This window comes from Bradyrhizobium sp. MI1.7 (genome assembly GCF_055811795.1).
Genome location: NZ_JBVVPO010000047.1, coordinates 19,284 through 33,968 on the forward strand (window position 1 = coordinate 19,284; position 14,685 = coordinate 33,968).

The following is a 14,685-nucleotide window of genomic DNA, read 5'->3' on the forward strand; positions in this document are numbered from 1 at the left end:
GTGGGGGGCGGCCCCCCCCCACCCCCCGCGCCCCCGCCCCCGGCCCCCCCCCCCGACCCAGTATTCCAGAGACGGTTGTGATTGAACCGAGAAGCCGCGGCGTACTGGATGCCCCGGTCAAGCCGGGGCATGACAGCGAGCTAATCCTGCGGCTCTGACGTCGCGTCACCTTGCGCATCGATGCGCAGCCAGCCTGACGGCGCGAGGCGCTGCTGCGGCAGGAAGCGGGCCTTGTAGTCCATCTTCTTTGAGCCCTCGATCCAGTAGCCGAGATAGACGTAAGGCAGCCCCTGGCGGCGAGCGCGGGCGATGTGGTCGAGGATCATGAAGGTGCCCATCGACCGGCTGACCTGGCTCGGCTCGAAGAACGAATACACCATCGACAGGCCGTCGCTGAGCACGTCGGTCAGCGCCACCGCGATCAGCTCCTCACCGCGGCCGGTGATACCGCTGTCGGGGCCGCGCTTGCGGTACTCGATGATCCTGGTCTCGACATGGCTGTCCTCGACCATCATGGCGTAGTCGAGCACGGTCATGTCGGCCATGCCGCCATGGCGGTGGCGGGAGTCGAGATAGGCGCGGAACACCGAATATTGCTCGGAGGTCGGCACCGCACTGCGCTGCTCGCCGATGATGTCGGCGTTGCGCGCGATGACTTTCCGGAAGTTGCGGGAGGGGCGGAACTCGTTGGCGACCACCCGGACGGAGACGCAGGCGCGGCACTGGTCGCAGGCCGGCCGGTAGGCGATCGACTGGCTGCGGCGGAACCCGCCATGGGTCAGAAGGTCGTTGAGGTCGCCCGCGCGCTCCCCCACGAGGTGCGTAAACACCTTGCGCTCATGCCGGCCCGGCAGATACGGGCAGGGAGAGGGCGCCGTGAGGTAAAATTGGGGGGTGTCGCGCGAGTGCTGGGTCAAGGGACGTCGTGGGCCTCCAAAGTGGGCATTAACATCGCGCTACGAAGGCCCCCGGTCAATCGGTCTACTCGGCAGGTCAGATCACTCAGTTTAGTCGGTCCTGGTTGATAGGTTCTTGATCATCAGGCTCTCAGTAGGTCCTTGCGGCCTGCGGCACGGGCGCGCGGACGGAATTGTTGATCACGACCGTTCCCAGCACGACATCATGCAGCAGGCGCCGGCGGCCGTTGAACAGCCCAACCAGCACCACGAAAGGTGTCAGGAACGAGACCGTCACCCAGAACAGCACGGCATGGGTGGCGCCGAGCACGAAATAGCCGGGCGCGCCGTACCAGGTGCGCAACTCCAGATCCATCAGGCGCATGCCGATCGTCGCGGACGACGGACCGCCGATGCAGGCACCGTAATAGACGATCGCCCAAACAACGGAGGCCGGCCAGGCCAGCCAGAACAGCGCCCAGCCGATGCCGAGCGTGACGATGCCAAACAGCGCGATGAAGATGTAGCCGAGGATGACGGGAACGGAGATCACGACCATGTCGATCAGGAACGCGAACGCCCGCCGCGTTGCCACGCCACGGAACAATTCGGGGTGCAGATAGGGATCGAAGGCGTGCGGTTGCATGGCGCCGTCATTGCGCCAGGCATTGCCCGAGTCCGAATACGACATAGTCCGTTCTCCCAAGGGAAACTCCCGTGGCAGGACATGGGAGCAAGTCATCCCCGTGCCAAGGGCGTGCGGGCGTCAACAAGCCGAAATATTCCGGCAATTCGGGGGCGGGGCTGTTACCGCTGTCGTTCAGGGAGGGCGTCGTAGGGTAGGCAAAGGCGCGTTAGCGCTGTGCCCACCATCGTTCCGCGATCGCTAGCTGGCATGGTGGGCACGCTTCCGCCTTCGCTCTTCGAGCTACGGCGGACAAGCCGCTTGGCCCATCCCGCGATACCTTACGTCTGGCTCCGCAGCTTCTCCGCCACCCTCGGCGCAAAATAGCTGAGCACGCCGTCGGCGCCGGCGCGCTTGAACGCCAACAGGCTCTCCATCATCGCGCGCTCGCCGTCGAGCCAGCCATTGTTGGCGGCCGCTGCGATCATCGCGTATTCGCCGGAGACCTGGTAGGCGAAGGTCGGCATCGCAAAGGTGTCCTTCACGCGCCGGACCACGTCGAGATAGGGCATGCCGGGCTTCACCATCACCATGTCGGCGCCCTCGGAGATGTCGAGATCGACCTCGCGCAGCGCCTCGTCGGTGTTGGCGCTGTCCATCTGGTAGGTGCGCTTGTCGCCGGTCAGCGTCTTGGCCGAACCGATGGCGTCGCGGAACGGGCCGTAGAAGGCGGAGGCGTATTTGGCCGCATACGCCATGATCTGCACGTCGAGCAGGCCAGAGCGGTCCAGCCCCTCGCGGATCGCGGCGACGCGGCCGTCCATCATGTCGGACGGCGCGATGATGTCGCAGCCGGCTTCGGCCTGGACCAGCGCCTGACGCACCAGCACCGCGACCGTCTCGTCGTTCAAAATCTTGCCGTCGGAGATCAGGCCGTCATGGCCGTGGCTGGTGAAGGGATCGAGCGCGACGTCGCAGAGGATGCCGATGTCGGGAAACTCCTTCTTGATCGCGCGCACCGCCTGGCAGACCAGGTTGTTCGGATTGGTCGCCTCGGAGCCTTCCTCGTCGCGCAGGGACGGGTCGGTGTAGGGAAACAGCGCGAGGCAGGGGATGGTGAGCTTCATGGCGCGCTCGGCCTCGCGCACGGCCTGGTCGACGCTGAGGCGGTCGACGCCCGGCATCGAGGCGATCTGCTCGCGCTTGTTGTCGCCGTCGATCAGGAACAGCGGCCAGATCAAGTCGTCGGTGGTGAGCACGTTCTCGCGCACCATGCGCCGGGCCCATTCGGCTTTGCGGTTGCGGCGCGGGCGGACGGTCAGATCGAGGGCAGGGGAGGCACTGGCGCCATCCCGGCGCGAAACCTCGCGCAATTCGATCGGACGTCCGTATTTGATCGCCATCATTCTTCCTCCGGCTGGAATTATTCTTATACCAGCTCGCATGGTTCCCGCCACCGCGGCTTGACCTGCCGCAAGGCAAAATTGAGGTCGCTCGGGCAGCCGATTGATTTTGCGGGGCGAAGCAGCCAGAAGGGGACCATGTCCGAAATCTCCACCCGCGATGCGGCCCGCGACGGCGCCAGTGCCAAGGACGCCGCCAGAGACAACGCCAGAGACAACGCGATGTCGGTGGCGGCGATCTCGTCGGAGCGCCCCGAGTCCGACGACAATGTCTGGACGCGCCGGCTCGTGCTGTTTCTGCGAGTGATGGCGCTGCTGTCGATTCTGAAGGGCCTCTATCACTGGGCCCAGGTCACCGGCTTCGTCGGCGGCGAGGACGAGGCGTTCGAGAACCAGTCGATGGCCTGGCAGGCCGCCACCGTCTATTTCGCCGTGATCGAGCTCGTTGCCGCGGTCGGCCTCTGGCTCGCGACGCCGTGGGGCGCGGTGGTCTGGCTGACGACCGTGGTGTCGATGGCGGTGATCGAACTGATGTTCCCGGGCATCTACGGCGGCAGCCTGATCGTCGTCGGTGTCGAAGCCTTCATGCTCGCCGCCTATCTCGCGCTCGCCTGGATGGCCGCGCGCGAGCGGCCGCCGTAGCGCGCTTGCGATTTCAACGCACACTCTCTCGTGCCCCGGACGCAGCGCAGCACGCAGTGATGCGCTGCTGAGCCGGGGCCCAGCTCTCCACGATCTCGTTTGCGGCTTCTGGGTCCCGGCTCTGCGCTCCGCTTCGCTGCGCTTGTCCGGGACACGAGAGCGGCATTTCCGAAGTCGTGGCTTGGTTGACCGTTCGTTGCCTAAAATTCGAGGTAACTTTTCATTGACTCCGTGCGTTCCGCCACAGCTCTTACGCGCCCGTTTCGAAACGGGGCGGCCCTGTACTGGAATGCGACAGAGGTGGCGGACGGAGGGTGAACAGGACCTTGCGAGGGTCAACAGACGGTTGCGAAAAGCCCTTGTGACACAGGCTTAATCCGCAATTCACTGTCTTAAATTCATGATCTCTTTATTCTCTTATTTAAGCCGATCTTCAAACGCCCCCCTTAAGTTGCACCTATCAGACGGAGCACAAGTTTCGTCGAATGAGTGTCGATAAAAACGACAACAGGGGAAGTGTCATGATGAAAGCCGTCGCAACTGCGGCAGATACCGCAGAGCGCGTCTCCGGCCAGCAGGGTTCGGTGCAGTCGCTCTATCTGGAAGCTTTGACTCTGGTGGAGCGGCTGCATCGCCGGCTCCTCGACGTCATCAAGGATGAATTCGATCGCCGCGGCCGTGCGGACATCAACTCGGTCCAGGCGCTCCTGCTCTACAACATCGGCGACAAGGAGCTGACCGCGGGCGAGCTGCGCACGCGCGGTTACTATCTCGGCTCCAACGTCTCCTACAATCTGAAGAAGCTCGTCGAGCTCGGCTTCCTCGATCATCAGCGCTCGCGCGTCGATCGCCGCTCGGTGCGCATCCGCCTGACCCCGCAGGGCCAGGAAGTCCGCCGCATCGTCGACTCCCTCTACCAGAAGCACGTCAAGACGGTGGAGCAGGTCGGCGGCATCTCGGGCGAGGAGTTCTCGACCCTCAACAAGTCGCTGCACCGCCTCGAGCGGTTCTGGACCGACCAGATCCTGTATCGTCTCTGAGTTCTTTGCGACGGGACTTGGCCAAGCCGGCCCATAACAAGACCGGCAGGCCTCCCGAACGTGCCTGACTTCCCCAAGCGCGCCGGCCCGGCTTTGCCCGGACCGGTGCGTTTTGTCGTTCGCGACTGCGAAATAATGACCCGGCCGAGCGGAACCAGTTCCCCGCAGCGCAGTTGTTACTGCGGATCGGAGGATGCGATGCTGGTCGAGCGCGGGCTTCAGGCAATGAACGTCGAACTCGTGAGCGATGCCTATGCCATCGCAGCGAATTACCTCCGCCGCTCCGGCGCGATTCCCGACACGCTGGTCACCAACGAAAGTCTGCTTGAGATCATCGTCAAGCTGCTGCAGCACGGCGAGCTCAACAAGATCAGGCTCGCCAACAAGGCCATTGGCCGGTTCGAGGCCCAGTCCGGGGCCCGCGCGGTTGCCTGATCAAAACTCCCAAAATTCGACAGAACCAGAGGGTGCCATGGAAGTTGCCATCGACCGCATCATGCAGACCTATGACCTGCTCGCGAACCGCACGTCCGCGGCGAGCGCGGAGGCGCGGGCCAAGGTCACGAACTATCTCAATACCTTGATGGAAGCCGGCGAGAAGGACACCCACAGGTTGACCGTGTGCGGGCTGACCTATCTGCGCCAGCTCGACGGCAGCGTCGATCCCGTGAAGGCGGGGTATACCGGGCTGTAGGGGCAGGTCCGGCCCGCATCGGCACGGATTTTAAGGTCCAAATCGGACCCTTCAGGACTGATCGGGGCGGTCAGTTCAAGGGGCCGTCAGCTCGCCCGGATCCTTCAATCCCCACCATATCTTGCATAAATATCAGGCCCGACCCGCAAATACTTGGCCGGGGGCGGGTGATGTGGTAGATCGCGCTCGCCGCTTCCGATCGCCACACCAGACCGCCCGTAGCCCGCCAAAAGGCTGCGGCGGTGGAGATATTCGCAAGATGACCTCAGCCAGAACCGCCTCCGCGCCCGACTCGTTTTTCACCGCCTCGCTCGACCAGGCCGACCCGGAAATCGCCGCCGCCATCAAGGGCGAGCTCGGCCGGCAGCGCCATGAGGTCGAGCTGATCGCCTCCGAGAACATCGTCAGCCGTGCCGTGCTGGAAGCGCAGGGTTCGGTGATGACCAACAAGTACGCAGAGGGTTATCCGGGCGCGCGCTACTATGGCGGTTGTGAGTGGGTCGACGTCGCCGAGAACCTCGCGATCGATCGCGCCAAGAAGCTGTTCGGCGCCAACTTCGCCAACGTGCAGCCGAACTCCGGCAGCCAGATGAACCAGGCGGTGTTCCTGGCGCTGCTGCAGCCCGGCGACACCTTCATGGGCCTCGACCTCGCGGCCGGCGGCCATCTCACCCACGGCTCGCCCGTCAACATGAGCGGCAAGTGGTTCAAGGCCGCGCACTACACCGTGCGCCGCGAGGACCAGATCATCGACATGGACGCGGTCGCCAAGCAGGCCGAAGAGGTCAAGCCCAAGCTGATCGTCGCCGGCGGCTCGGCCTATTCGCGCGCCTGGGACTTCAAGCGTTTCCGCGAGATCGCGGACAGCGTCGGCGCGTACCTCCTGGTCGACATGGCGCACTTCGCCGGTCTCGTCGCCGGCGGCGTGCATGCCTCGCCCGTGCCGTATGCCCACGTCACCACCACCACCACGCACAAGTCGCTGCGCGGTCCGCGCGGTGGCCTGATCCTCTCGAACGACGAGGCGCTCGCCAAGAAGCTCAACTCGGCGATCTTCCCGGGCCTGCAGGGTGGGCCCCTGATGCATGTAATCGCGGCGAAGGCGGTCGCCTTCGGCGAGGCGCTGCGTCCGGACTTCAAGATCTATGCGAAGAACGTCGTCGAGAACGCCAAGGCGCTGGCCGAGGCGATGAAGAGCCACGGGTTCGATATTGTCTCCGGCGGCACCGATAACCATCTGATGCTGGTCGACCTCAGGCCGAAGGGCCTGAAGGGCAACGTCTCGGAGAAGGCGCTGGTCCGCGCCGCCATCACCTGCAACAAGAACGGCATTCCGTTCGACCCCGAAAAGCCCTTCGTTACCTCGGGCCTGCGTCTCGGCACCCCGGCGGCGACGACCCGCGGTTTCGGCGTCGCCGAATTCCAGCAGGTCGGCGGCATGATCGCCGAGGTCCTGAACGCGATCGCGCAGTCCGACGACGGCAAGGCGCCGCTGGTCGAAGCCGCGATCAAGGAGCGGGTCAAGGCGCTCACCGATCGGTTCCCGATCTATCAGTAAGGTCAAGGTACACGGATGCGCTGCCCGAACTGCAACAGTCTCGATACGCAGGTAAAGGACTCGCGTCCGACCGAGGACTCTTCCGTGATCCGCAGGCGGCGCGTGTGCGTCGCCTGCAATTTCCGCTTCACCACTTTCGAGCGTGTGCAGTTGCGCGAGCTCACGGTGATCAAGCGCAACGGCCGCCGCGTGCCGTTCGACCGCGACAAGCTGATGCGCTCGGTGTCGATCTCCTTGCGCAAGCGACAGGTCGAGCCGGAGCGGGTCGAGAAGATGGTCTCCACCATCGTCCGCGAGCTCGAGACCGGTGGCGAGGCCGAGATCTCCTCCGAGGTGATCGGCGAGACCGTGATGGAGCATCTGCGCACGCTCGACGACGTCGCCTATGTGCGCTTTGCCTCGGTCTATCGCAATTTCCGCGAGGCCAAGGATTTCGCCGACGTGCTCGGCGAGCTCTCCGGTGAGGAGGAAGCGCGGCTCGCCGCGATCCGCAAATGATCTTTCGGATCCTGGAGGATCAGTTCGCGCAGAAGGCCCGCGAGTCCAAGGACGCCGATCGCCGCTTCATGCAGCTGGCGCTGGCGCTGGGCAAGCGCGGGCAGGGGCGCACCTGGCCCAATCCTGCCGTGGGCGCTGTCATCGTGAAAGACGGGCTCATCATCGGCCGTGGCTGGACGCAGCCAGGCGGGCGACCGCATGGCGAGCCCGAAGCGCTGCGCCGGGCCGGCGAGGCCGCGCGAGGCGCTACGCTCTATGTCACGCTGGAGCCGTGCTCGCATTTCGGCAAGTCGCCGCCTTGCGCAGACGCGGTGATTGCCGCCGGCATCACGCGGGTGGTCGCGGCGATCGAGGATCCCAATCCGGAAGTCGCGGGCCAGGGTCATGCGCGCTTGCGCGCCGCCGGCATCACGGTGGATGTGGGTCTGTGCGCGGCGGAGGCCGCGTTCGACCATGCCGGGCATTTTCGCCGCATCCGTGACGAGCGCCCGCATGTGATCCTGAAGCTCGCGGTCTCGCCTGACGGTAAGATCGGTGCGGCTGGCGGCAAGCCGCTTGCAATCACGGGCGAGGCCGTGCGCAATCGCGTGCATCTGCTCCGCGCCCAGAGCGACGCCATCCTGGTCGGCATCGGCACGGTGCTGGCGGATGATCCGCAGCTCAACTGTCGCCTGCCGGGCATGGAAGCGCGTTCTCCCATACGCGTCGTGCTCGACCAGAATCTGCGCATTCCGGCCGCGAGCCAGCTTGGTCGTTCCGCGCGGGAGACGCCGCTCTGGGTGATCGGCTCGGAGCTTGCGGAAGCCGCCGCCGCCACGCGGCTCGGAGCGGCAGGCGCTCAGATCATCCGCGTACCGCCGGGAAACGCTTCCGGGCTTGATCTTTCGGCCGTGCTGCATGTGCTGGCGGAGAAAGGCATCACACGGCTGATGGTCGAGGGCGGCAGCCGTGTCGCGGCGTCCTTCGTCGCGGCCGACCTCGCCGACGAGATCTGGCTGTTCCGCGGAGCGGAAGGGGTCGGCCCGGGCGGCGTCGATGCGCTCGATGCATTGCCCCTGTCGAAAATCACGCAGTCGCAGGCCTATAAGGTTCATGCTAGCGAGACATTCGGCAAGGATACTCTCACCATCTACGAGCGCGCGTAATGTTCACTGGCATTGTCACCGATATCGGCGAGATCGTCGGCTTCACGCCGACAGCGCAGGGCCAGTTGCACAGGCTGCGCATCGCTTGCCGCTACGATCAGACCACCATCGCCGACGGCGCCTCGATCGCCTGCAACGGCGTCTGCCTGACGGTGGTTGCTTCCGGCGTCGAAGGCGGCAGAACCTGGTTCGACGTCGATGCCGCCGCCGAGACGCTGGCGCTGACAACTGCAAAGCACTGGAAGGTCGGCACGAGGCTCAATCTCGAGCGCGCGCTCAAGATCGGCGACGAACTCGGCGGCCATATCGTCGCCGGCCATGCCGACGGTGTCGCCACCCTCGTCAGTCGCGAGGACCTGCCTGATATGGCGCGGTTCGAGCTCTCGACCACGCGGGAGCTCGCGCGCTTCATCGCCACCAAGGGCTCGATCACGCTCGACGGCGTGTCGCTGACGGTCAATACGGTGAGAGACGTGACCTTTTCGGTGCTGATCATTCCGCATACCCTGACGGTCACGACGATCGGCGGCTGGAAAGCGGGCGCCGAGGTCAATATCGAGGTCGACCTGATGGCCCGCTATGCAGCGCGGCTGACGGAAATGAAGTGACGGCGGAGCCGTTATTCCGGGATGGTCCGATGGACCAGACCACAGGTGCGCAATTGCGCACCGGGGAATCTCGAGATTCCGGGCTAGATGCTTCGCATCGCCCCGGAATGACAGTGTCTTTGAACTTGGCTTACATGCGTCCGGCGACTACATAGCGCCGACCTCTGTAGAACGGATTTAGACGATGGCAGACGCGCGACGCGCACCCCTGAAGGACCAGACCGACATTTCCGGCGCACGCGCGCTGATTGTCGAGGCGCGGTTCTATGACGATCTCCAGGATGCGCTTCTGGACGGCGCGGTGACCGAGCTGAAGGCAGCCGGTCTGACGCATGACGTCATCACGGTTCCCGGCGCGCTGGAAATCCCGGCGGCGGTCGCCATCGCGATCGATGCCGCTGCGGCGAACGGCAAGCCCTATGACGCGGTGATCGCGCTCGGCTGCGTGATCCGCGGCGACACAATCCACTTCGAGATCGTCTCGCAGGAATCCTCGCGCGCGCTGATGGATCTTGCGGTTTCGCGAAAGCTGCCGCTGGGCAACGGCATCCTCACCGTCAACACCGAGGCGCAGGCTTGGGCGCGGGCGCGCGCCAGCGAGCTCAACAAGGGCGGCGATGCCGCGCGCGCCGCGCTTGCGATGCTGCGCATCAAGCGCCGGCTGGCGCGGGCTTGATCATGGCCGATCACAGCAAAAAGCCGCCGGCTGGCACCGAGAAGAAAGCGAACCGGCGCGGTGCGGCGCGGCTCGCGGCCGTCCAGGCCCTATATCAGATGGACATCGCCGGCGCCGGCATCAACGACATCTTTGCGGAGTTCGAGAGCCACTGGCTCGGCAACGAGGTCGAGGGCGATACCTATCTGCCGGCGGAAGCCGCCTTCTTTCGCGACGTGGTCTCCGGCGTCGTGCGCGACCAGAAGATGCTCGATCCCCTGATCGACGAGGCGCTGTCGAAGGGCTGGCCGCTGAAGCGGATCGAGGCCATCCTGCGCGCGGTGCTGCGGGCAGGGGCCTATGAGCTCCAGCATCGCAAGGACGTGCCGGGCCGCGTCGTCGTGTCAGAATATGTCGACGTTGCGAATGCCTTCGTCGACCGCGAGGAGACCGGCATGGTCAACGCCGTGCTCGACCAGATCGGCCGCCAGTTCCGCGGCGATGAGTTCGGGCGGGGGTAGTTATCCACGAGGGCGGTGAAGAGATGCGATGCGGCTGCCCCATACTCCGCTGTCATCACCCGCGAAGGCGGGTGATCCAGTACGCCGCGGCGGTCGTAATTCATCACTGCCGTCTCGGCGTACTGGATCGCCCGGTCAAGCCGGGCGATGACAGCATTGGGTGTGGCTAAGGCCGATGGCAGACTCTCAAAACCCCTCCGCCGAAGACTCCCTCATCGCGCGCTATTTCAAGCCGCTGGCGACTGACCCCGGTGCGTTCGGGCTGGTCGATGATGCCGCGGTGTTGTCCCCGTCCGGCGACGACATCGTGGTCACCACCGATGCCGTCGTCGAGGGCGTGCATTATCTTGCAACCGATCCGCCCGACACCATCGCGCGCAAGGCGCTGCGGGTGAACCTGTCCGATCTCGCCGCCAAGGGCGCGGCGCCCGCCGGCTTCGTGCTGACGCTGGCGCTGCGCAGCCGGGAGGATGCCTGGCTCAGGCCGTTCGCGGACGCGCTCGGCGAGGACAGCAGGACCTTCGTGTGCCCGCTGCTCGGCGGCGACACGGTGTCGACGCCGGGGCCGCAGATGATCTCGATCACCGCCTTCGGCCGCGTGCCGAAGGGGCGGATGGTCGGCCGTACCGGCGCGCGGCCGGGCGACCGCATCCTGGTGACGGGAACGATCGGCGATGCCGCGCTCGGCCTCGACCTGCTCACAGGCGGCGCCGCAGCCGGGGCGCTCGCGTCCGAACCGCAAGCGAGGGAAATGCTGGTCTCGCGCTATCGCATCCCGCAGCCGCGCAATGTGCTGGCGCAGGCCGTGCGCGACCACGCGACGGCCGCGATGGATGTCTCCGACGGGCTCGCCGGCGATCTGGCGAAACTCTGTGCAGCGTCGGGCGTCTCGGCCACGGTTGACGTCGCGAACGTGCCGCTCTCGGCTGCTGCGGCCGGCCTGATCGCGCGCAACGCTATTTGCGTTGAGACGCTGCTCGCCGGGGGCGACGACTACGAGGTGCTGTGCACGGTGCCGCCGGCGCAAAGTGAGGCGCTGATTGCCGCGGGGCAGGCGGCGGGCGTGGCCGTCACGGCGATCGGCACGATCGTCGCGGGCCGCGAACGGCCGCGCTTTTTGGACGGTCAGGGCCAGGAACTGGCCTTGAAGCGCCTGTCCTACAGCCACTTCTGAATTCGACTCGCCTCGAGCCCGATCTATCCGGATTTGCCGGTCGCCGCTTGCCGCAACCCCGACGAAAGCAAGTAGATGTATCCGAACCGTTGGTGCGAATGCAGCCAATGGATTTGATTCTATGACGGCGGCCGTTGCGGGTTTGAGCGAGGCGCAGATTGTTCCCGGGAGGGAGTGCGGAAGCTGCACGCTCTGCTGCAAGGTTTACAACGTGGTCGAGCTCGGCAAGGCCGCCGGCAAGTGGTGCTCGCATTGCAAGCCCGGCCGAGGCTGCACGATCCACGACAAACTGCCGAGCGAGTGCGCGGCGTTCAATTGTCTCTGGAAAACCGAGCCGACGATGTCCATGCAATGGAAGCCCGATCAGTCGAAGATGGTGCTCACTTTGCACCCCGAGACCAACAACATCCAGGTCGTGGTCGATCCCGGCGTGCCATCGGCCTGGACGCGGCAGCCTTATCACGGCCAGTTGCGCTTGTTGTCGAAGAGCAACATGCCGAAAGGCCATCTCGTGGTGGTGTTCGTCAATGAGCTGGCGACGCTCATCCTGCCCGACCAGGATGTGCAGCTCGGCAGCCTCACACGCGAGCAGGTCGTTTCGGTGACGCACGAGGTCGGCCCGAATGGCGGCGTCTACGAGGTCAAGATCTTCAACCGGCGTACAACAGCCGACGGGCAGACCCTGGAAATGGCGTCAGCCTCTCGCCATCCCGTGAGGGCGATGGCCTAGGCGTGGCCCAGGCCAAGCCTCGCCCGGTTCTGAGGTCGCCTCCCGGTGCTGCGCCAGGCCGGCGGCCAAGCGCTCGGGATTAGGTCTAAATACTTGCCGAGATCGGCTTTTTCGGCCTCATCCGGCGTTGCACCCTCAATTTGATTTTGGCAAGCTTGTGACCGACCAGGGCCACACCTTCGTGCAAGGGGCGGCCCTGTTCAAATAAGGGCGCCCACCGCATGACGGAAAAACAAAAGGCGCCGGGGGTACGTACATCAAGGATCTGAGGCAAAAATCACATGACAGCATTATGGTTGATAGTGCTCTGCGGAGTGCTTTCCATCGTCTACGCGATCTGGGCGACGTCTTCGGTGTTGAGTGCGGATGCGGGGTCACCGCGCATGCAGGAAATTGCAGGCGCAGTCGCTGAAGGCGCACAGGCGTATCTGCGGCGCCAGTATACGACGATCGGTATTGTCGGCGTCGTCATCTTCGTCCTGCTTGTCTATTTCCTTGGTCTCTACGTCGGCATCGGCTTCTTGATCGGCGCCGTCCTGTCGGGGGCGGCCGGCTTCATCGGCATGAACGTCTCGGTTCGCGCCAATGTGCGCACCGCCCAGGCAGCGACCACGTCGCTTGCCGGCGGCCTCGAGCTCGCCTTCAAGGCAGGCGCCATCACGGGCATGCTGGTGGCGGGTCTCGCGCTGCTCGGCGTGACCCTCTATTTCGGCTTCCTGGTGCACTCGCTGAAACTGGCGCCTGATAGCCGTCTCGTGGTCGACGCCCTGGTGGCGCTCGGCTTCGGTGCCTCGCTGATCTCGATCTTCGCCCGTCTCGGCGGCGGCATCTTCACCAAGGGTGCGGACGTCGGCGGCGACCTCGTCGGCAAGGTCGAGGCCGGCATCCCCGAGGACGATCCGCGCAACCCGGCCACCATTGCCGACAATGTCGGTGACAACGTGGGCGACTGCGCCGGCATGGCTGCCGACCTGTTCGAGACCTATGCGGTGACTGCGGTCGCCACCATGGTGCTCGCGGCGATCTTCTTCGCCAAGACGCCGATCCTCATGAACATGATGACGCTGCCGCTCGCCATCGGCGGCATCTGCATCATCACCTCGATCATCGGCACCTTCTTCGTGAAGCTCGGGCCGAGCCAGTCGATCATGGGCGCGCTCTACAAGGGCCTGATCGCAACCGGCATCCTGTCGCTGATCGGCATCGCCGGCGTGATCTACTATCTGATCGGCTTCGGCAAGCTCGACGGCGTCGACTACACCGGCATGTCGCTGTTCCAATGCGGCATCGTCGGCCTCGTCGTCACCGCGCTGATCATCTGGATCACCGAATACTACACCGGCACCGACTATCGTCCGGTGAAGTCGATCGCCCAGGCGTCGGTGACCGGTCACGGCACCAACGTGATCCAGGGTCTCGCCGTCTCGATGGAAGCGACCGCGCTGCCCGCGATCGTCATCATCGCCGGCATCCTGGTCACCTACAGCCTGGCGGGCCTGTTCGGCATCGCGATCGCGACGGCCACCATGCTGGCGCTGGCCGGCATGGTCGTCGCCCTCGACGCCTTCGGCCCGGTCACCGACAACGCCGGCGGCATCGCCGAGATGGCGGGCCTGCCGAAGGAGGTGCGCAAGTCGACCGACGCGCTCGATGCGGTCGGCAACACCACCAAGGCGGTGACGAAGGGCTACGCGATCGGTTCCGCCGGTCTCGGTGCCCTCGTGCTGTTCGCGGCCTACAACCAGGACCTCAAGTTCTTCGTTGCGGACTCCGCGCACCATCCGTACTTCGCCGGCGTCAATCCGGACTTCTCGCTCAACAACCCCTACGTGGTTGTCGGCCTGCTGTTCGGAGGCCTCTTGCCGTATCTGTTCGGCGCGATGGGCATGACTGCGGTCGGTCGCGCGGCAAGCGCGATCGTCGAGGAGGTGCGCCGGCAGTTCCGCGAAAAGCCGGGCATCATGCAGGGCACCGACAAGCCGGATTACGGCAAGGCGGTCGACCTGCTGACCAAGGCGGCGATCAAGGAGATGATCATCCCCTCGCTGCTGCCGGTGCTGTCGCCGATCTTCGTCTACTTCGTGATCTATGCGATCGCGGGTGGCGGCCCGGCCGGCAAGTCGGCTGCGTTCTCCGCGGTGGGCGCGATGTTGCTCGGCGTGATCGTGACGGGCCTGTTCGTCGCGATCTCCATGACCTCGGGCGGCGGCGCCTGGGACAACGCCAAGAAGTACATCGAGGACGGTCACTTCGGCGGCAAGGGCAGTGATGCCCACAAGTCGGCCGTGACCGGCGACACCGTCGGCGATCCCTACAAGGATACGGCGGGACCGGCGGTGAACCCGATGATCAAGATCACCAACATCGTGGCCTTGCTGCTGCTGGCGATCCTCGCGCACTGAGCGGCGCAAGCGACACAAGACAAAACCCCGCGGCGCGAGCCGCGGGGTTTTTGTTTTGGTGGGCCGGAGCCTCTCACCACGTCATTGCGAGCGT

The 14,685-nt window shown here is 65.1% G+C and carries 16 protein-coding genes; 13 read left to right on the top strand and 3 right to left on the bottom strand.

The window, feature by feature from the left end; genetic code table 11:
• Positions 1 to 140 precede the first annotated feature (140 nt).
• From AC0L3X_RS32335 to hemB, 3 genes are all read right to left on the bottom strand, one after another.
• Complete coding sequence (locus AC0L3X_RS32335; protein WP_014494765.1) at positions 141 to 917, bottom strand: arginyltransferase; 777 nt, start codon at positions 915 to 917, stop codon at positions 141 to 143.
• A gap of 130 nt (positions 918 to 1,047) precedes the next feature.
• Positions 1,048 to 1,587 (bottom strand): RDD family protein, encoded by a 540-nt coding sequence (locus AC0L3X_RS32340; RefSeq protein ID WP_063982851.1) that lies wholly within the window; start codon positions 1,585 to 1,587, stop codon positions 1,048 to 1,050.
• Positions 1,588 to 1,862: 275 nt separating this feature from the next.
• Positions 1,863 to 2,924, bottom strand: coding sequence for a porphobilinogen synthase (gene hemB, locus AC0L3X_RS32345; RefSeq protein WP_085399885.1), 1,062 nt, complete (start codon positions 2,922 to 2,924; stop codon positions 1,863 to 1,865).
• Positions 2,925 to 3,062: 138 nt separating this feature from the next.
• Between hemB and AC0L3X_RS32350 the strand changes: the two genes are divergently transcribed.
• The 13 genes from AC0L3X_RS32350 (at position 3,063) to AC0L3X_RS32410 (ending at position 14,591) form a co-directional block, all read left to right on the top strand.
• On the top strand, positions 3,063 to 3,566 hold the full coding sequence (locus tag AC0L3X_RS32350) for a DUF6163 family protein (RefSeq protein ID WP_283016752.1): 504 nt from the start codon (positions 3,063 to 3,065) through the stop codon (positions 3,564 to 3,566).
• A gap of 521 nt (positions 3,567 to 4,087) precedes the next feature.
• The gene (ldtR, locus tag AC0L3X_RS32355; RefSeq protein ID WP_011087797.1) at positions 4,088 to 4,606 is read left to right on the top strand and encodes a transcriptional regulator LdtR; all 519 of its coding nucleotides are present in this window, start codon (positions 4,088 to 4,090) and stop codon (positions 4,604 to 4,606) included.
• 198 nt (positions 4,607 to 4,804) lie between these two features.
• On the top strand, positions 4,805 to 5,041 hold the full coding sequence (locus tag AC0L3X_RS32360) for a hypothetical protein (RefSeq protein ID WP_283016751.1): 237 nt from the start codon (positions 4,805 to 4,807) through the stop codon (positions 5,039 to 5,041).
• A 37-nt stretch (positions 5,042 to 5,078) separates the two neighbouring features.
• Positions 5,079 to 5,300, top strand: coding sequence for a hypothetical protein (locus tag AC0L3X_RS32365; RefSeq protein WP_283016750.1), 222 nt, complete (start codon positions 5,079 to 5,081; stop codon positions 5,298 to 5,300).
• 259 nt (positions 5,301 to 5,559) lie between these two features.
• A complete protein-coding gene (glyA, locus tag AC0L3X_RS32370; RefSeq protein WP_028152497.1) occupies positions 5,560 to 6,858 on the top strand; it encodes a serine hydroxymethyltransferase in 1,299 nt (432 codons plus the stop codon).
• Positions 6,859 to 6,873: 15 nt separating this feature from the next.
• On the top strand, positions 6,874 to 7,356 hold the full coding sequence (gene nrdR / locus AC0L3X_RS32375; protein WP_007603426.1) for a transcriptional regulator NrdR: 483 nt from the start codon (positions 6,874 to 6,876) through the stop codon (positions 7,354 to 7,356).
• Entirely contained in the window at positions 7,353 to 8,501 is a 1,149-nt protein-coding gene (ribD, locus tag AC0L3X_RS32380) for a bifunctional diaminohydroxyphosphoribosylaminopyrimidine deaminase/5-amino-6-(5-phosphoribosylamino)uracil reductase RibD (RefSeq protein WP_283016749.1), read from the top strand. The genes nrdR and ribD overlap by 4 nt, the downstream gene beginning before the upstream one ends.
• Positions 8,501 to 9,109, top strand: coding sequence for a riboflavin synthase (locus tag AC0L3X_RS32385; RefSeq protein WP_085399860.1), 609 nt, complete (start codon positions 8,501 to 8,503; stop codon positions 9,107 to 9,109). The genes ribD and AC0L3X_RS32385 overlap by 1 nt, the downstream gene beginning before the upstream one ends.
• A gap of 184 nt (positions 9,110 to 9,293) precedes the next feature.
• Positions 9,294 to 9,785: a 6,7-dimethyl-8-ribityllumazine synthase gene (gene ribH, locus AC0L3X_RS32390; RefSeq protein WP_166342075.1), complete on the top strand. Its 492-nt coding sequence runs from the start codon at positions 9,294 to 9,296 to the stop codon at positions 9,783 to 9,785.
• A 2-nt stretch (positions 9,786 to 9,787) separates the two neighbouring features.
• Positions 9,788 to 10,285: a transcription antitermination factor NusB gene (gene nusB / locus AC0L3X_RS32395; protein ID WP_063982855.1), complete on the top strand. Its 498-nt coding sequence runs from the start codon at positions 9,788 to 9,790 to the stop codon at positions 10,283 to 10,285.
• A 175-nt stretch (positions 10,286 to 10,460) separates the two neighbouring features.
• The gene (thiL, locus tag AC0L3X_RS32400) at positions 10,461 to 11,459 is read left to right on the top strand and encodes a thiamine-phosphate kinase (RefSeq protein ID WP_283016748.1); all 999 of its coding nucleotides are present in this window, start codon (positions 10,461 to 10,463) and stop codon (positions 11,457 to 11,459) included.
• Between the two features lie 121 nt (positions 11,460 to 11,580).
• Entirely contained in the window at positions 11,581 to 12,189 is a 609-nt protein-coding gene (locus tag AC0L3X_RS32405; protein ID WP_283016747.1) for a hypothetical protein, read from the top strand.
• 281 nt (positions 12,190 to 12,470) lie between these two features.
• On the top strand, positions 12,471 to 14,591 hold the full coding sequence (locus tag AC0L3X_RS32410) for a sodium-translocating pyrophosphatase (protein ID WP_071913231.1): 2,121 nt from the start codon (positions 12,471 to 12,473) through the stop codon (positions 14,589 to 14,591).
• The last annotated feature ends 94 nt before the right edge of the window (positions 14,592 to 14,685 follow it).